The sequence below is a fragment of the Pseudomonas sp. S30_BP2TU TE3576 genome (assembly GCF_050436025.1).
In the GTDB taxonomy this organism is placed as follows: Bacteria; Pseudomonadota; Gammaproteobacteria; order Pseudomonadales; family Pseudomonadaceae; genus Aquipseudomonas.
The window spans coordinates 2,528,982-2,547,500 of record NZ_JBNDLK010000001.1 but is presented as its reverse complement, the minus strand read 5'-3'; the positions used below and the strand labels follow the sequence as shown (position 1 = coordinate 2,547,500).

The window sequence follows — 18,519 nt, the reverse complement described above, 5'->3', positions numbered from 1 at the left end:
TGTATGGAAGGGCCATCGCTCAACGGATAAAAGGTACTCCGGGGATAACAGGCTGATACCGCCCAAGAGTTCATATCGACGGCGGTGTTTGGCACCTCGATGTCGGCTCATCACATCCTGGGGCTGAAGCCGGTCCCAAGGGTATGGCTGTTCGCCATTTAAAGTGGTACGCGAGCTGGGTTTAGAACGTCGTGAGACAGTTCGGTCCCTATCTGCCGTGGACGTTTGAGATTTGAGAGGGGCTGCTCCTAGTACGAGAGGACCGGAGTGGACGAACCTCTGGTGTTCCGGTTGTCACGCCAGTGGCATTGCCGGGTAGCTATGTTCGGGAAAGATAACCGCTGAAAGCATCTAAGCGGGAAACTTGCCTCAAGATGAGATCTCACTGGAACCTTGAGTTCCCTGAAGGGCCGTCGAAGACTACGACGTTGATAGGTTGGGTGTGTAAGCGCTGTGAGGCGTTGAGCTAACCAATACTAATTGCCCGTGAGGCTTGACCATATAACACCCAAGCAATTTGCGAACTCGGAAGAGACCAGATTGCGGTGTGTGAAGACGCAATGAACCGAAAGTTCGAAATGCTCACAAAACACCAAACTATCACCTGCCCAATTTGCTGAAGCGAGGCCAGCCGGTCACGACTCAGTACCCGAATTTCTTGACGACCATAGAGCATTGGAACCACCTGATCCCATCCCGAACTCAGCAGTGAAACGATGCATCGCCGATGGTAGTGTGGGGTTTCCCCATGTGAGAGTAGGTCATCGTCAAGATTAAATTCCGAAACCCCAATTGCGCAAGCAGTTGGGGTTTTGTTTTGCCTGCAAGAAAGTTCGTACAGCAATACCGGACAGGTCCACGCTGTCACAGTCTCCCGACAATGCTAAGGTTCGGCCCTAGCGTTTGTATTTTCCAAGGAAGCCTTTATGCCGGACGCGACGTCCCTCAGTGCTGGTTTTATGGTGGTTCACGGCAACCGCCTGGACGAGTTGCGCAGCCTGGTGGTCAGCTGGATGCGGCGCTACCCGCTGGCTCCCCTGGAGAATGAAATCGCCTTGGTGCAAAGCAATGGCATCGCCCAATGGTTGAAGCTGGCACTGGCGGTAGACTCCGAAGAAGACGACATGGGAGGCTGTGGCATCGCTGCCGCCATCGATGTCCAATTACCCGGCAGTTTCATGTGGCAGCTTTATCGCACGGTCCTTGGTCGTGACGAAATTCCGGTCAAGTCCCTGCTTGATAAAGCCCCGCTGACCTGGCGTCTGATGCGGCTGCTTCCGCAATTGATCAACCAGCCGCACTTCGAGCCACTGCAGCGTTTCCTGACCCATGACACCGACCTGCGCAAACGCTATCAACTGTCGGAACGTCTGGCGGATCTGTTCGACCAGTACCAGGTGTACCGGGCTGACTGGCTCGAAGACTGGGCCGAAGGACGTCATCAAATCAGAAGCGGCAGAGGCGAGGCCAAGCCCCTCAGTCCGGCCAATTGCTGGCAGGCAGAATTATGGCGCGCACTCTTGCTGGATGTGGGAGAAGAGGGCATGGCGCAAAGCCGTGCCGGAGTCCATCAGCGATTTATCGAACGCATCAACAACATCGAAACCGTCCCTAAAGGATTACCCTCACGAGTGATCGTTTTCGGGATTTCTTCCCTGCCTGCTCAAGCCCTGGAAGCACTGGCGGGATTGGCACGATTCAGCCAGGTCCTGCTTTGCGTACACAACCCGTGTCGTCATCATTGGGCGGACATCGTCGCCGATAAAGACCTGTTGCGGCATCAATATAAGCGTCAAGCCCGCAAAAACGGCATGCCGGTAGTGATCGATCCGCAAACCCTCCATCAGCATGCCCACCCATTGTTGGCCGCATGGGGTAAACAGGGGCGGGACTATATCAACCTGCTTGACAGTTATGACGATCCAAATAGCTATCGCTCGGCATTCCGCGACGGACGCATCGACCTGTTCAGCGACGGTCAGCCGCTGAACGTGCTCAACCAGTTGCAGGATGACATCCTCGAGTTGCGCCCCCTCAACGAGACTCGGGAGCGTTGGCCGGCTATCGATCTGCAGAAGGATGAATCGATCCGTTTTCACATCGCCCATAGCGCCCAGCGAGAAGTGGAGATCCTCCACGATCAATTACTCGCGCGCTTCAGCGCCGACCCGCAATTGCGGCCCCGGGACATCATCGTGATGGTTCCGGACATCGACAGTTACGCACCGCATATTCGTGCCGTGTTTGGTCAGCTTGACCGCCAGGATCCACGTTTCATTCCATTTACTCTGGCCGACCAGGGCCAGCGTGGTCGCGATCCATTGCTGATTGCTGTCGAGCACCTGCTCAAGCTGCCTGACAGCCGATTCCCCGTCAGTGAGATTCTTGATCTGCTGGACGTTCCGGCACTGCGTGCTCGCTTTGGCGTCGAGGAGCGTGACTTGCCGACGTTGCACCGCTGGATCGAAGGTGCCGGCATTCGTTGGGGCATGAATGCCGAGCAACGTGCCGGGCTCGGGCTACCGCATGAACTGGAGCAAAACAGCTGGCGTTTCGGGCTGCGACGGATGTTGCTCGGTTATGCCGTTGGCAGCGCCGATGCTTATGAGGGTATCGAGCCCTACGACGAAATCGGTGGTCTGGACGCCGCGCTCATTGGTCCGTTGGTTGCGTTGCTGGACGCGCTGGAGGCGGCTCACCACGAACTCTCTCAGCCTGCACGGCCCGGGCAATGGGGCTTTCGCTTGCAGGCTTTGGTGCAGTTGTTCTTCCTTGCCGGTAACGAACACGATGACTACCTGCTGGCTCAGCTCGAAGAGCTGCGTGAAACCTGGCTCGAGACCTGCGAGTCCGTCGGGTTGCAGGACGAGTTGCCACTGACCGTCGTCCGTGAAGCCTGGCTTGCAGGTCTGGATCAGGGGCGTTTGTCCCAACGCTTCCTGGCCGGAGCGGTCAACTTCTGCACCTTGATGCCCATGCGCGCTATCCCGTTCAAACTGGTCTGCCTGCTGGGCATGAATGACGGTGATTATCCACGCGCGCAGCCGCCGCTGGATTTCGATCTCATGGGCAGTGATTACCGTCCAGGTGACCGCTCCCGGCGCGAAGATGACCGCTACCTGTTATTGGAGGCCTTGTTGTCGGCGCGGGATCAGCTCTATATCAGTTGGGTAGGCCGGAGCATCCGCGACAATAGCGAGAGACCTGCGTCAGTGTTGATCGGCCAGTTGCGTGACCACTTGGCCAGCGGTTGGCGATTGTCGCAAAGCGACAAGGATCTGCTTGAAGCCATGACCCGGGAGCACCCGTTGCAACCCTTCAGCGCTCGCTACTTTCACGAAGGGGATGAGTCGTTCAGCTACGCCACCGAATGGCAGGTCCTTCATCAAGCAACAGAGCAACAAACAAGAGCCGAAGTGCTTGAGGCTCACGTTCAGGTCGAACCACTCAGTCTCGGGCAGTTGCAAGATTTCCTGCGCAATCCGGTACGACACTTTTTCAGCCAGCGACTGAAGGTCTTCTTTGAGGCGGCTGAAGTACCGTTGGCCGATGAAGAGCCTTTTGTCCTTGATGCATTGCAGCGTTACAGCCTCAGCGACCGTTTGCTCGAAGCGGCGCTGGCAGATCCGGGAAATACCGGGCAGGCACTGGAGTCCCAGGCGAAACGTCTGCAAAACAGCGGGCTGCTGCCCATGGCCGGATTCGGTGAGTGCTTGCAACGCGAGTTGATCGAGCCATTGCCTGACTTGCTGCAACGTCATCAACAGCTACTGGCATTATGGCCAACACCGCTTGGCAGCGCGTTGCCAGTCAATCTTGAACTGCAAGGCCTGCATATTGAGGGCTGGCTCAGCGGCCTGCATCAGCGCACTGATGGTGGTTTGCTGTCCATCACTACCATCCCCAACAGTATCGGCTCGATCAAGTCGCGCAAATGGCATCGTCTGATACGCCCATGGGTCAATCATCTGGTGGCTTGTGCCTGTGGAATGGCGCTGACCACCGCATTGGTGGCCAGCGACGACAGCCTGTTGCTCGGTCCGCTGGACGGGGCTGAAGCACAGAAAATTCTGGGCGATCTGCTGATGGCTTGGCACTCGGGCATGCGCCAGCCACTGCCGATCGCGGTCAAGACAGCCTTCGCGTGGCTGGGGCAAACCGACCCGGTCAAAGCCGGGGCCGCTGCGCGCAAGGTCTATGAAGGTGATGGACTGACGACGGGCGGAGAACGTCGTGAAAGCCCGGCACTCGCCCGCCAATTCGCCGATTACGAAGCCTTGATCGCCGATGAGACGTTCCCCCAATGGTGTGACGCCCTCTATCGCCCGCTTCTTGAAGCACCCTGGCGTTCACTGTCCAGTGAGGAGGCGCACTGATGAGCAAGAAGACGCCTCTGGCCCTGGCTTTCCCGCTGCGTGGCAGTCAACTGATCGAAGCCAGCGCCGGGACTGGCAAGACATTCACCATTTCCGCGCTGTATCTGCGTCTGGTCCTTGGCCACGGTGACGAGGGCTCGGGCTTCGGGCGAGAGCTGTTGCCGCCGCAAATCCTCGTCGTGACGTTCACCGATGCAGCCACTAAGGAGTTGCGCGAACGCATTCGCACGCGGCTCGCCGAGGCTGCACGATTTTTCCGCGAAGAAACATCGGCCCCCGACAGCCTTATTGCCGAGCTGCGTGATCAGTACCTGCCCGAGCAATGGCCGGGGTGCGCAAACCGTCTGGACATCGCCGCCCAATGGATGGACGAGGCAGCGGTGTCGACTATCCACAGTTGGTGCCAGCGCATGTTGCGCGAACACGCATTCGACAGCGGCAGCCTGTTTACCCAGACCCTGGAAACCGACCACAGCGACTTGCTGGGGGAAGTCCTGCGCGATTACTGGCGGCTGTTCTGCTACCCGATGCAAGGTGATGCGCTGAACTGGGTGCGCAGCAATTGGGGCGGGCCGGCGGCGCTGCTGCCGCGGATTCGTGCGTTGTTCGCCAGCGAGCGGGATACGCTTCAAGGGAAAGAGCCCGCCGAAGTGATTTCACAATGCTTGCAAGAGCGGCGGGCGGCCCTGATCGAACTCAAGAAGCCCTGGCTCCAGTGGGCAGATGAGTTGCTTGTCATCTGTCACCAGGGCGTTGCCAGCAAGAGCGTCGACGGTCGCAAGATGCAGGCACGCTATTTCGAGCCCTGGTTCGAAAAAATCAAAGCCTGGGCCGAAGACGAGTCCCTTGAGCAACTGGATATCGGCACCGGTTTCACGCGCCTGACCCCTGATGGCATGGCCGAAGCCTGGAAGGGTGACGCGCCTCGGCATCCGGGGCTCGATACGATGGCCGGTCTCAAGGCCTGTCTCGATGGGTTACCGACGCCCGATGCCGCCGTACTGCAACATGCTGCCCGCTGGGTCGGGGCACGATTCGAGGAAGAGAAACGCCGCCGGGCGGAAATGGGCTTCGACGACATGCTGCTACGCCTTGATGCTGCCTTGCAGTCCGATGGCGGCGAGCGACTGGCAACCCTGATTCGTGAACAGTTTCCGGTCGCACTGATCGATGAGTTCCAGGATACCGACCCGGTACAGTACCGGATCTTCGAGGGTATCTACCGGATTGAAGAGAACAGCCCCGAGTGCGGTCTGTTCCTGATCGGTGACCCGAAACAGGCGATCTACGCTTTTCGTGGCGCCGACATCCATACCTACCTTCGCGCCCGTCAGGCCACCACCGGCCGCCTGCACACCCTGGGTACCAACTTTCGCTCAAGCCACGGCATGGTCAATGCGGTGAACCATGTGTTCGAACGTGCCGAAGCCCGTCAGTCAGGGCGTGGTGCTTTCCTCTTCCGGGAAAAGGATGGCGAAAATCCGGTTCCGTTCACGCCCGTTGCCTCCCAGGGTCGCAAAGAAGTCCTGTGCATAAATGATCAGGCAGTTCCTGCCTTGAACATCTGGCACTTGCCGGCCGAGCAACCGTTGTCCGGTGCGGTGTACCGGCAGCAACTGGCGGCTGCCTGCGCCAGTGAAATCACCGCGTTACTCAATGGCGGACAACAGGGGCGAGCGGGGTTCACCCAGGACAACAAGGACTTCAGGGGCCTGCTGCCGGCGGACATCGCTATCCTCGTACGCGATGGCAAGGAAGCGCAGGCGGTTCGTTCCGAATTATCCGCCCGTGGCGTGCGCAGTGTTTACCTGTCGGACAAGGACTCGGTGTTCGCCGCCCAGGAAGCTCATGACGTACTGACCTGGCTCAAGGCGTGCGCCGAGCCGGATGTCGAGCGACCGCTGCGGGCTGCGTTGGCCTGCATCACGTTGAACCTTTCGTTGACTGAGCTGGAGCGGCTGAATCAGGACGAGTTGGCCTGGGAGTCCAGGGTGATGCAGTTCCGAGGCTATCGCGAAATCTGGCGCAAGCAGGGCGTACTGCCGATGTTGCGACGCCTGCTGCACGACTTCCGTCTGCCCCAGGCATTGATTGCACGCAGTGACGGCGAGCGGGTGTTGACGAATCTGCTGCACTTGTCCGAATTGCTGCAACAGGCGGCGGCTGAACTCGATGGCGAGCAAGCACTGATCCGGCATTTGTCCGAGCATCTGGCGTTGTCCGGTCAGGCTGGCGAAGAACAGATCCTGCGTCTGGAAAGTGATGAGCAATTGGTCAAGGTCGTGACCATTCACAAATCCAAAGGCCTTGAGTATCCGTTGGTGTTCCTGCCCTTCATTTGTTCGGCGAAACCGGTGGATGGCAGCCGGCTGCCGTTGCACTACCACGATGAATCAGGCAATGCCCAGGTCACGTTGAAGCCGACGGCAGAATTGATTGCCCTGGCTGACGATGAGCGTCTGGCCGAGGATTTGCGCTTGCTCTATGTCGCCCTGACCCGGGCGCAACACGCCTGCTGGCTGGGGGTGGCTGACCTCAAGCGGGGCAATAACAATGGCTCGGTGCTGCATCTATCGGCATTGGGTTATCTGCTGGGGGGCGGCGCGCCATTGGCCGAGCCCTCGGCGTTGCAGCTTTGGTTGCGGGATCTGCAGCAGGACTGCCCGGCGCTGGCGTATGCCGAGATGCCTGAAGCGACAACAGAGCATTACCAGCCACCCCAAAACGAAGCGGCGCTGTTGGTTCCGCTAGTACCGAAACGCAAGGCCAGTGAAAACTGGTGGATCGCGTCCTATAGCGCGTTGCGCATAGGCGACACCCTGAGTGTCGGTACGGATGAGGCCCCGGAGAGCCCGCAGGCGCAAAAACTGTTCGATGACGAACGACTCGATCCGCAGGCGCCCAGAGAAGTGGTTGCTGGTGGCGCCGATATCCATCGCTTCCCACGCGGCCCGAACCCCGGCACTTTCCTCCATGGTCTGCTCGAATGGGCAGGGAGCGAGGGTTTTGATGCGGCACCACAAGATGTGATCGACGCGATTGCCCGTCGCTGCAATCGCCGAGGCTGGGAGGGCTGGATCACCACGTTGAATGACTGGCTGCAGCATCTGCTCACGTTGCCATTGCATCTGGGCGCCGGTCAGGCTCCGGTAGTGTTCGGGCAACTGACCCGGTACCAGGTCGAGATGGAGTTCTGGTTCGCCAGCCATAAGGTCGATGTGCTCAAACTCGATGCGCTGGTGTGCCAATACACCCATAACGGCGTGGCACGGGTGGCCGCAGAACCGGTGTTGCTCAACGGCATGTTCAAGGGCTTCATCGACCTTGTGTTCGAGCACAACGGCCGCTATTACGTTGCCGACTACAAATCCAACTGGCTCGGCGTCGATGATGCAGCCTATACCGGGCAGGCCATGGAACAATCGATTCTCGACAATCGCTATGACCTGCAATACGTGTTGTACCTGTTGGCCCTGCATCGCCAGCTCAAGGCGCGGCTCGCTGATTACGACTACGACCGGCATGTCGGCGGGGCGTTGTACCTGTTTTTGCGTGGTACGCGTGCGGCCAGCCAGGGTGTGTTTTTTGCTCGTCCGCCAAGAGAGTTGATCGAGCGTCTGGACAGGTTGTTCCAGGGCAAGCCAGAGCCCAAGGCTGAACCTGCCTGGGAACAGGGAGTTCTGTTATGAGTCGTACATTCGCCGATTTGTTGCCCTCATCGCTGGCAGCCGAAAGCCTGGCCGACCTGGCGCCGCTGAGCTGTGCCGACGACTTGCTGTTATTGCTCACGCGTTGGGTCGAACGCGGCTGGTTGCGGGCGCTGGACAAAGCCTTCGTTGCGTTCCTGCATGAGCTGGCTCCGAATGACGATCCGCTGGTGTTGCTGGCAGCGGCGCTGACCAGCCACCAGTTGGGCCACGGGCATGTCTGTCTCGACCTGTTCGAGACGCTGAAAGAACCGGACTTCGCCCTGTCATTACCACCCGAAGGGGACGTGCAAGGCGGCGCGCTGCTGTTGCCGTCGCAATTGCTCGGATCGCTGGACGGTGCTCATTGGTGCAAGGTACTGGCCGCCAGCACCCTGGTCGCACTGGCCGCTGACAGCCGTGACAACGTGCGCGACCGACCATTGGTTTTATCGGGCAAGCGCTTGTACCTGCGCCGCTATTGGACCTACGAGCGACGGATCGACATTTCGCTACGCGAGCGACTGACAGAACAAGAATCCACGCCGAACGACTTGCTCCAGCGCCTCACCGGTTTGTTTGGTCCTGCCCGGTCCGGTGAAGTGATCGACTGGCAGAAACTGGCCTGTGCCCTGGCGACCCGCAGCGCCTTCAGCATCGTTACGGGGGGGCCGGGAACCGGAAAGACCACGACCGTCGTGCGCTTGCTGGCGTTGCTCCAGGCGCCAGCGGTCGAGGCCGGCATGCCCCTGCGCATTCGCCTCGCCGCACCTACCGGCAAGGCCGCGGCGCGTCTGACAGAATCCATCAGCCAGCAGGTCCGGACCTTGAAGGTCACGGAAGATATACGAGAAAAGATTCCGTCCGACGTCACCACCGTTCACCGCCTGCTCGGCAGCCGGCCCGGGACTCGTCATTTTCGGCACCACGCAGGCAATCGCCTGCCGCTGGATGTGTTGGTGGTGGACGAGGCCTCGATGATTGACCTGGAAATGATGGCCAACCTGCTCGATGCATTGCCGGTCCACGCGCGTCTCGTGCTGTTGGGTGACAAGGATCAATTGGCTTCGGTAGAGGCCGGTGCGGTATTGGGGGATCTGTGCCGCGACGCAGAGGCTGGCTGGTATAGCCCACAGACACGCGAGTGGCTGGAAGCCGTCAGTGGCGAAAACCTGCAGGCCAGCGGATTGCAGGAGGACGCACAGGGCGCTCATCCATTGGCCCAGCAAGTTGTGATGTTGCGCCATTCCCGGCGATTCGGTGAGGGCAGCGGTATTGGTCAACTCGCTCGATGGGTCAACCAGCAGCAGCCCGAGGAAGCACGCAAGTTGTTGTCTGCGCGAAGCCATGAGGATGTGTATTCCTTGTCCCTCAAGGGGGAGAAGGATCGGGCGCTGGAACGCTTGCTTCTCGATGGCCATGGTGAGGGCCCGCAGGGTTATCGACATTACCTGAGCGTACTGCGCCATCAGCGGCCGCCGCTCGACAGCCCTCCTGATGATTTGCGCTGGATTGATTGGGCGCGACAAGTGCTGCAGGCTTTCGACGCGTTCCAGTTGTTATGTGCCGTGCGCAAGGGGCCGTGGGGTGTTGAGGGCTTGAACCAGCGAGTGACGGACGCGTTGTTAAGGGCACGCCTGATCGACAGCGACCAGCAGTGGTACGAAGGTCGCCCTGTCCTGATGACCCGCAACGATTACGGGCTGGGGTTGATGAACGGCGATATCGGCATTGCCCTAAAGCTTCCGGAACGGGAAGGTCACGAGACTGGAAAAACGGTCCTGCGTGTGGCATTCCCCAGGAATGATGGCCAGGGTGGCGTGCGGTTTGTCCTGCCAAGTCGCCTGAATGATGTCGAAACCGTGTACGCCATGACCGTGCATAAATCCCAGGGCTCGGAGTTTGCGCATACTGCGTTGATTCTTCCTGACGCCTTGAATCCCGTGCTGACCAAGGAACTGATCTACACCGGGATCACCCGGGCCAAGAACTGGTTCACCTTGATCGAGTCGCGTGCAGGGGTGTTTGAAGAGGCGGTGAAACGCAGGGTCAAACGCTTGAGCGGGCTGATGCTGGAGCTCGGCACCGACTAATCGGCAAACAGCATCTCCCGGCTGTCACCCATCAACAGGCCCTGATTCTGTTCGGTGACTGCGCGGATGTAATCCCACAACAGGGTGATCCGTTTGAGCTTCCTCAGGTCCTCACGGCAGTACATCCAGAACTGTCGAGTGATATTGATTTCCTGTGGCAACACCGGCAGCAGGCGAGGGTCCTGTGTCGCGAGGAAGCACGGCAGGATCGCCAGTGAGCGTCCTTGCTGCGCCGCCACGAACTGCGCGATCACGCTGGTGCTGCGCAGATTGGCACTTGCACCGGGTAGCACGTTGGCCAGGTACAGCAGCTCCGAGCTGAACGCCAGGTCGTCGACGTAACTGATAAACGAATGTTTCGCCAAGTCTGCCGGGCGGCGGATCGGCGGGTGGTTGTCCAGATAATCCTGGGTCGCGTACAGCTGTAACCGGTAGTCGCACAGCTTGCAGCAGACGTACGGGCCATGCTCGGGGCGCTCCAGGGCGATGACGATGTCGGCCTCGCGCTTGGACAGGCTGATGAAGTGCGGCAGCGGCAGGATATCCACCGAGATCGCCGGGTAGGTGTCGACGAAGTGGCTCAATTGCGGCGTGATGAAAAAGCTGCCGAAGCCTTCGGTGCAGCCCATGCGCACATGGCCGGACAGCGCCACGCCGGACCCGGAAACCTGCTCGCACGCCATGTGCAAGGTGCTTTCGATCGATTCGGCATACCCCATCAACCGCTGGCCTTCGGCGGTCAGGACGAAGCCGTTGGTCCGGGATTTCTCGAACAGCAATGTGCCCAATGCCGTTTCCAGGGAACTGATGCGCCGCGACACCGTGGTGTAGTCCACCGCCAGGCGTTTGGCCGCGGTGCTGGCCTTGCGTGTGCGGGCGACTTCAAGGAAAAACTTGAGGTCATCCCAGTTCAGTGAGCCGAGGGAGGTGATGTTTTTTTGCATGTTGGACCGGTTTATATGTGCGTTCTTATTAGAAGTTTGCACATCTATACTCCAAAAACAGTCCGATAACCAATTCGCGACACACGCCTCAACCCAGGGCGACTATCTCGCCTTGGCTCCTAAGATAAAAACAAATTCTGGAGACCCACATGAACGTATCGCTCACGCCCAATGACACCACCGTGCAAAAGGTCAAACTGTTGATCGACGGCCAGTGGGTCGAGTCCAAGTCCACCGAATGGCACGACATCGTCAACCCGGCGACCCAGCAAGTGCTGGCCAAAGTGCCGTTTGCCACCGCCGAAGAAGTCGACGCCGCCATCAGCGCCGCTCATCGTGCTTTTCAGACCTGGAAGCTGACGCCAATCGGCGCGCGGATGCGCATCATGCTCAAGCTCCAGGCGCTGATCCGCGAACACTCCAAGCGCATCGCCGTGGTCCTGAGCGCCGAGCAGGGCAAGACCATTGCCGACGCCGAAGGCGATATTTTCCGTGGCCTGGAAGTGGTCGAGCACGCCTGCTCCATCGGCAGCCTGCAAATGGGCGAATTCGCTGAAAACGTCGCTGGCGGTGTCGACACCTATACCCTGCGCCAGCCCATCGGCGTGTGCGCGGGCATTACCCCATTCAACTTCCCGGCAATGATTCCGCTGTGGATGTTCCCGATGGCCATCGCCTGCGGCAATACCTTCGTACTCAAACCGTCGGAACAGGACCCGATGTCGACCATGCTGCTGGTGGAGCTGGCGATTGAGGCGGGTATTCCGGCTGGCGTGCTCAACGTCGTGCATGGCGGCAAGGATGTGGTGGACCGGCTCTGCACCCACAAAGACATCAAGGCAGTTTCCTTCGTTGGCTCGACTGCCGTCGGCACCCACGTCTATGACCTGGCGGGCAAACACGGCAAGCGTGTGCAATCGATGATGGGCGCCAAGAACCACGCCGTGGTGCTGCCGGACGCCAATCGCGAGCAAGCGCTGAATGCGCTGGTGGGTGCCGGCTTCGGTGCCGCCGGTCAACGTTGCATGGCCACCTCGGTGGTGGTGCTGGTGGGCGCGGCCAAGCAATGGCTGCCGGATCTCAAGGCACTGGCGCAAAAACTCAAGGTCAATGCCGGCAGCGAGCCGGGCACTGATGTCGGTCCGGTGATCTCGAAAAAAGCCAAGGCGCGGATTCTCGATCTGATCGAAAGCGGCATCAAGGAAGGCGCCAAACTGGAGCTGGACGGTCGCGAGATCTCGGTTCCCGGTTATGAGAAGGGCAACTTTGTCGGCCCGACTCTGTTCTCCGGCGTGACCCCCGACATGCAGATCTACACCCAGGAAATCTTCGGCCCGGTGCTGGTGGTACTGGAAGTCGACACCCTCGATGAGGCCATCGCCCTGGTCAACGCCAACCCGTTCGGCAACGGCACGGGCCTGTTCACCCAGAGCGGTGCGGCGGCGCGTAAATTCCAGACTGAAATCGATGTCGGCCAGGTTGGTATCAACATCCCGATTCCGGTGCCGGTCCCGTTCTTCAGCTTCACCGGTTCGCGCGGTTCCAAGCTCGGCGACCTTGGTCCGTACGGCAAGCAAGTGGTGCAGTTCTACACTCAGACCAAGACCGTCACCAGTCGCTGGTTCGATGACGACAGCGTCAACGACGGTGTGAACACCACGATCAACCTGCGTTAAGGAGCCGGACATGAAAATCGCTTTTATCGGTCTGGGCAACATGGGTGCGCCGATGGCGCGCAACCTGATCAAGGCCGGCCATGCACTGCGCCTGGTGGACCTGAACAAAGCCGTGTTGGCGGAGCTGGAACAACTGGGCGGCAGTATCAGCCCTTCGGCCCGTGAAGCGGCAGAGGGTGCCGAACTGGTCATCACCATGCTGCCCGCCGCGGTACATGTGCGCACTGTGTGGCTGGGTGAAGACGGCGTGCTCGCCGGTATCGGTAAAGGCGTACCGGCCGTCGATTGCAGCACCATCGATCCGCAGACCGCGCGGGACGTGGCCGCCGCCGCCGCCAAACAAGACGTGGCCATGGCCGATGCACCGGTCTCTGGCGGGACCGGTGGTGCTGCCGCCGGGACGCTGACCTTCATGGTCGGCGCCACTCCCGAACTGTTCGCCACCCTGCAACCGGTGCTCGCGCAAATGGGCCGCAACATCGTCCATTGTGGCGAGGTTGGCACCGGGCAAATCGCTAAAATCTGCAACAACCTGCTGCTGGGGATTTCCATGGTCGGCGTCAGCGAGGCCATGGCGCTGGGTGACGCGTTGGGCATCGACACCAAGGTGTTGGCGGGCATCATCAACAGCTCTACCGGACGTTGCTGGAGCTCGGAGATGTACAACCCGTGGCCGGGTATCGTCGAAACGGCGCCGGCGTCGCGCGGTTATACCGGCGGTTTCGGGGCTGAACTGATGCTCAAGGATCTTGGGCTGGCTACTGAAGCTGCGCGTCAGGCGCACCAACCGGTCGTGCTCGGCGCGGTGGCCCAGCAGTTGTATCAGGCGATGAGCTTGCGTGGGGAGGGTGGTCAGGATTTCTCGGCGATCATCAACAGCTATCGCAAGCCGCAATAGAAAGGCGGTGGAAAACCTGTGGGAGCGAGCTTGCTCGCGATGACGGCAGTAGCTTCAACAATGAATTGACTGACCGTCCGCTATCGCGAGCAAGCTCGCTCCCACAGGGTACGGCGTTTACCTATAGATATTTACCGGGAGATCACGTCGGGTGATCCCCCGGTTTTTTTGTATCAGGCAAACACGAAATATTTGCGCACGGTTTCCACTACCTCCCAGGTGCCTTTCATCCCCGGTTCGATGACGAAAATATCACCGGCGCGCAGGTGGATCGGCGCCATGCCTTCCGGAGTGATGACGCAGTAGCCTTCCTGGAAGTGGCAGTATTCCCACTTCACGTATTCCACGTACCACTTGCCTGGCGTGCAGATCCAGGTGCCCATGATCTTGCTGCCGTCTTCACTGGTGTAGGCGTTGAGGTTGACAGTGTGCGGGTCGCCTTCGAGTTTTTCCCATTTGCAGGCGTCGAGTACGGGCAGCGGGTGGGTGTCGCGAAGAACGGTAATCGGTGCGGTCATGATGACTCCGGGCATGAGGGAGAGCTGAAGTCGCACCCTATAGGGCCTGGCCGGGCATCAGTTGTCTGTACTCGACATTGATGTATCCAGAAACGCAGCGGCCATTGCTTGGCCGCGTTACCCAGGGCGGTTGAAATTTACCCTCGATAATTGATCGATTTCCGGCGGTTTCTGCGAAAGACCCGAGCATTACCGAAAGTTTTCGCAAGAACATGCACAGGTATCACTCGTATCATTCACTTCGGAAAAGGCCGAGAGCTTTGCTATGAAAAAAACAATGTCGTGGTGGGACATCAGCCCGCCCCTGAGTACTGCAACCCCGACCTGGCCGGGTGATACGCCGTTTCAGGAAGAACGCGTCTGGAGCTTGGGGCCCGAGTGCCCTGTGAATGTCGGGCGTATCACGCTGTCGCCGCACACCGGCGCCCATGTCGACGCGCCACTGCACTACAGCGCGGATGGCAAGGCCATTGGCGAAGTGTCGCTGGATGTCTATATCGGGCCTTGCCGGGTGTTGCATTGCCTGGACAGCGGCCAACTGGTGCAGCCGGAGCAACTGCGGGGGCGCCTGGCCCATCTCCCTGAGCGCGTCCTGCTGCGTACTTATCGAAACGCACCGCTGACCACCTGGGACCCGAGTTTCACCGCCGTCGCCAAAGAAACCGTCGATCTGCTGGCCAGCCTCGGCGTGCGGCTGATCGGCATCGATACGCCGTCGCTGGACCCGCAGCAATCCAAGACCATGGATTCGCACAACGCGGTGGCGCATCACGGCATGGCCATTCTCGAAGGCATCGTGCTCGATGAAGTCCCCGAAGGCGATTATGAACTGATCGCGCTGCCGTTACGTTTTACCAATCTCGATGCCAGCCCGGTCCGGGCCATATTGCGTCCACTGAATTCACCGCCACATGAGGAGCCTGTTCAATGAGCCAATGTCCGTATTCGCCTGCCAATCAGACAGAGGAATGGCATAACGCCGAGCTGAATTTTTCCGACTCCATGAGCTACGGCGACTACCTGGACCTGGGGCGTATTCTCAGTGCCCAGCACCCGTTGTCGCCGGACCACAACGAGATGCTGTTCATCATCCAGCACCAGACCTCCGAGCTGTGGATGAAGCTGATGCTGCACGAGCTCAAGGCCGCCCGCGAACACGTTCGGCTGGGTGAGTTGCCGCCGGCCTTCAAGATGCTGGCGCGGGTCTCGCGGATCTTTGATCAACTGGTGCATGCGTGGACGGTGCTGGCCACCATGACGCCCACCGAGTACCACTCGATCAGGCCTTTCCTGGGTCAATCGTCGGGCTTCCAGTCGTTTCAGTACCGTGAAATCGAGTTCATCCTGGGCAACAAGAGCGCGACGCTATTGCGTCCCCACGCCCATCGGCCGGAGCTGTTGCAGGCGCTCGAAAAAGCCATCTCCACCCCTTCGCTGTATGACGAAGCCATTCGCTTGATGGCCAGCGCCGGCCTGACGATCGACCCGCAGCGTTTCGAGCATTGTCCGACCGCCCCGACGCAGCATGACGCCTCGGTCGAAGCGGCCTGGCGTGTGGTCTACAAGGATCCGTCGCGTTATTGGGATCTCTATCAACTGGCCGAGAAATTCATCGATCTCGAAGACTCGTTCCGTCAGTGGCGCTTCCGCCATGTCACCACGGTCGAGCGGATCATCGGCTTCCAGCCCGGCACTGGCGGCACTGAAGGGGTGGGTTATCTGCGCAAGATGCTCGATACCGTGCTGTTCCCGGAGTTGTGGCGGGTACGTTCGACCCTTTGACCTGACAGGCATTAAAAAGCCCCGGCATTCAATGAATGCCGGGGCTTTTTGTTGCACGCAGGATTATTGAGCGACTGCCAAGCCGCGATCCCGCGCCACACGTATCCGGTAGAACAGGTAGATGATCGCCACCCACACCGGGATGGCGATGACCGAGGCGCGTATGCCCGGAATCATCCACATCACGCAGACGATCATGGCCATGAACGCCAGGCACAGGTAGTTGCTGTAGGGAAACCAGAACGACTTGAAGCCCGGCACGATGCCTTGCTGGCCCATGATCTTGCGAAACTTCAGGTGGGTCAGGCTGATCAGCGTCCAGTTGATCATCAACGAGGCGACCACCAGGGCGAACAGCAATTCCAGCGCTTCATGGGGCGCCAGGTAGTTGACCAGCACGGACAGCAGGGTGATCAGCGCCGAGATGCCCAGCGCCCGCAGTGGCACGCCCTGTTTGTTCAGTTTCATCAGCGACTTCGGTGCGTCGCCCTGTTCGGCCAGGCCGTAGAGCATGCGGCTGTTGCAGTAGACGCCGCTGTTGTAGACCGAGAGCGCCGCGGTGAGCACCACGAAGTTGAGGATGTGCGCGGCGGTGTCGCTGCCGATCAGCGAGAAGATCTGTACGAACGGGCTGCCGCTGTAGGCATCTCCTGATGCGCCGAGGGTCTGCAGCAGTTGATCCCAGGGGTACAGCGACAGCAGCACGGTGAGTGCGCCGACATAGAAGATCAACACGCGATAAACCACCTGGTTGATCGCCTTGGGAATCACCTTCCTCGGCTCGCTGGCTTCAGCGGCGGTAATGCCGACCAGTTCCAGGCCGCCGAAAGAGAACATGATGAACGCCATCGACATCAGCAAGCCAGTGGTGCCGTTGGGGAAGAAACCGCCGTGGCTCCACAGGTTGCTGACCGACGCCTGCGGGCCGCCAGTGCCGCTGAACAGCATGTAGCAGCCCAGGACGATCATGCCGATGATTGCCACGACCTTGATGATCGCGAACCAGAACTCCATCTCGCCGAAGACTTTGACGTTCATCGTGTTGATCAGGTTGACCAGGACGAAGAACACCGCGGCGCTGACCCAGGTCGGGATCTCCGGCCACCAGAACTGCACGTACTTGCCGACGGCCGTCAGCTCGGCCATGCCCACCAGCACGTACAGCACCCAGTAATTCCAGCCGGACAGGAAGCCGGCATAACCGCTCCAGTACTTGTGGGCGAAGTGACTGAACGAACCGGCCACCGGCTCCTCGACAATCATCTCGCCCAACTGGCGCATGATCAGGAAGGCGATGAACCCGGCAATCGCATAACCGAGGATCATCGACGGGCCGGCCGACTTGAGCACGCCTGCAGAGCCGAGGAACAGCCCGGTGCCAATAGCCCCGCCCAGGGCGATCAGTTGAATATGGCGATTTTTCAACCCCCGCTTGAGCGTTCCCTGTTGCAAGATTTCATCCGCCATTTCGTTCCCTTCTGGTTATTGTTGTCAGGCCTGATTTGAAAGATCAGATATTACTCTCGGTGAACTTTTCGTAGTACAGGTGAACGCTGTCCAGTGCCTGGGTCTGCAACCAGTCCTTGATCGACTCGACCATCGGCGGTGGACCGCAGACGTACATGTCGACCGGCGCGTCGCGCAGTTCACTGATGTCGAAATGCTCGGCAATGTAGCCGCGCTTGCCCGTCCACTGTGGCGATGGATCGCTGACGACTTCGGTGTAGCGAAACCCCGGAAGGCGTTCGGCATAGGCCTTGATCCGTGCGCGTTCGCACAGATCGGCAGCGTCGCGCACGCCGTAGTACAGGTGCACCGGCTGCGCGCAACCGCGTTCGGCGAGGTCGTCGAGCATGCCCAGCAGTGCCGACAGCCCGGTTCCGCCCGCCACCAGAATCAGCGGTTTGGCCACATGCCGCAGATAGAACGCACCCAGAGGGGCCTCCAGCATTATTTCGTCGCCCACCTGGCAACGTTCACGGATGTAGTTGCTCATCACCCCGTCGGGCAACAGGCGAATCAAAAATTGCAGTTGATTGTGTTCACTCGGCCGATTGGCAAACGAGTAGGAACGCTTGCTTTCGGTCCCCGGAATCGACAACCGGGCGTATTGCCCCGGCAGAAAATCCAGTGGGGTCGTCGTACCGAGATCCAGGTGCAGGATCGCGGTGCCGGCTGAAATCTGCCTGACGTCACTCACCGTTGCGCTCAGTTGTTCCGGACCCGAGGCGTTGCACAGGCTGGAGGCGAAGTCGAAATAGAACGCCGCGTCGGACTTCACTCGGGTCTGGCAGGTGAGCATCTTGCGCTGCTGCAGGTCCAGGCTCGAGAGGGCTTCCTCGTCCACATAATCCTGGCTGTAGTCGCCGGATTCGCAGCGACCCTGGCAGGTTCCGCAGACGCCTTCGCGGCAATCCAGGGGAATGTTGATACCGTTGCGCAGGGCGGCGTCGAGCAGGATTTCGTTGGGCTGTACCGGAAAGAACAGGGTTTTGCCGTCGGCAAAGCTGAACGCTACTTTGTGATTCATGCCTCGGTCTCCATGG

11 protein-coding genes and 2 rRNA genes (1 of these 13 cut by a window edge) are annotated in these 18,519 nt (G+C 59.7%); 9 read left to right on the top strand and 4 right to left on the bottom strand.

Going from position 1 to position 18,519, the window contains the following annotated elements; genetic code table 11:
- From ABIA48_RS11590 to recD, 5 genes are all read left to right on the top strand, one after another.
- A 23S ribosomal RNA gene (locus ABIA48_RS11590) occupies nt 1-501 on the top strand; it begins 2,391 nt to the left of the window's first position.
- A 156-nt stretch (nt 502-657) separates the two neighbouring features.
- A 5S ribosomal RNA gene (rrf, locus tag ABIA48_RS11585) occupies nt 658-773 on the top strand.
- A 153-nt stretch (nt 774-926) separates the two neighbouring features.
- Complete coding sequence (gene recC, locus ABIA48_RS11580; RefSeq protein WP_429488737.1) at nt 927-4,376, top strand: exodeoxyribonuclease V subunit gamma; 3,450 nt, start codon at nt 927-929, stop codon at nt 4,374-4,376.
- Entirely contained in the window at nt 4,376-8,065 is a 3,690-nt protein-coding gene (gene recB, locus ABIA48_RS11575) for an exodeoxyribonuclease V subunit beta (protein WP_429488735.1), read from the top strand. The genes recC and recB overlap by 1 nt, the downstream gene beginning before the upstream one ends.
- Nucleotides 8,062-10,155, top strand: a complete 2,094-nt coding sequence (recD, locus tag ABIA48_RS11570; RefSeq protein ID WP_429488733.1) for an exodeoxyribonuclease V subunit alpha — start codon at nt 8,062-8,064, stop codon at nt 10,153-10,155. The genes recB and recD overlap by 4 nt, the downstream gene beginning before the upstream one ends.
- Here the strand turns inward: recD and ABIA48_RS11565 are convergent.
- A complete protein-coding gene (locus ABIA48_RS11565) occupies nt 10,152-11,099 on the bottom strand; it encodes a LysR family transcriptional regulator (protein WP_033063487.1) in 948 nt (315 codons plus the stop codon). The genes recD and ABIA48_RS11565 overlap by 4 nt on opposite strands.
- 149 nt (nt 11,100-11,248) lie before the next feature.
- Here ABIA48_RS11565 and ABIA48_RS11560 point away from each other — a divergent pair, with 149 nt between their 5' ends.
- Both ABIA48_RS11560 and mmsB read left to right on the top strand, forming a co-directional pair.
- Nucleotides 11,249-12,775 carry a CoA-acylating methylmalonate-semialdehyde dehydrogenase gene (locus tag ABIA48_RS11560; RefSeq protein WP_429488730.1) on the top strand — a complete coding sequence of 509 codons (1,527 nt, stop codon included), beginning with the start codon at nt 11,249-11,251 and terminating at the stop codon, nt 12,773-12,775.
- A 10-nt stretch (nt 12,776-12,785) separates the two neighbouring features.
- Nucleotides 12,786-13,673 carry a 3-hydroxyisobutyrate dehydrogenase gene (gene mmsB / locus ABIA48_RS11555; RefSeq protein WP_429488728.1) on the top strand — a complete coding sequence of 296 codons (888 nt, stop codon included), beginning with the start codon at nt 12,786-12,788 and terminating at the stop codon, nt 13,671-13,673.
- A 173-nt stretch (nt 13,674-13,846) separates the two neighbouring features.
- On the opposite strand, the gene ABIA48_RS11550 is transcribed toward mmsB, so the two are convergent.
- Nucleotides 13,847-14,191 carry a cupin domain-containing protein gene (locus ABIA48_RS11550; protein ID WP_007988984.1) on the bottom strand — a complete coding sequence of 115 codons (345 nt, stop codon included), beginning with the start codon at nt 14,189-14,191 and terminating at the stop codon, nt 13,847-13,849.
- A 265-nt stretch (nt 14,192-14,456) separates the two neighbouring features.
- On the opposite strand from ABIA48_RS11550, the gene kynB reads away from it, so the two are divergent.
- Together kynB and kynA are read left to right on the top strand one after the other, a co-directional pair.
- On the top strand, nt 14,457-15,122 hold the full coding sequence (kynB, locus tag ABIA48_RS11545; protein WP_429488726.1) for an arylformamidase: 666 nt from the start codon (nt 14,457-14,459) through the stop codon (nt 15,120-15,122).
- Nucleotides 15,119-15,973: a tryptophan 2,3-dioxygenase gene (gene kynA / locus ABIA48_RS11540; protein ID WP_429488724.1), complete on the top strand. Its 855-nt coding sequence runs from the start codon at nt 15,119-15,121 to the stop codon at nt 15,971-15,973. The genes kynB and kynA overlap by 4 nt, the downstream gene beginning before the upstream one ends.
- A 63-nt stretch (nt 15,974-16,036) precedes the next feature.
- Here the strand turns inward: kynA and ABIA48_RS11535 are convergent, their stop codons facing one another.
- Both ABIA48_RS11535 and antC read right to left on the bottom strand, forming a co-directional pair.
- A complete protein-coding gene (locus tag ABIA48_RS11535) occupies nt 16,037-17,440 on the bottom strand; it encodes an amino acid permease (RefSeq protein ID WP_429488722.1) in 1,404 nt (467 codons plus the stop codon).
- Nucleotides 17,441-17,483: 43 nt separating this feature from the next.
- Nucleotides 17,484-18,503: an anthranilate 1,2-dioxygenase electron transfer component AntC gene (gene antC, locus ABIA48_RS11530; protein WP_429488720.1), complete on the bottom strand. Its 1,020-nt coding sequence runs from the start codon at nt 18,501-18,503 to the stop codon at nt 17,484-17,486.
- Nucleotides 18,504-18,519: the final 16 nt, after the last annotated feature.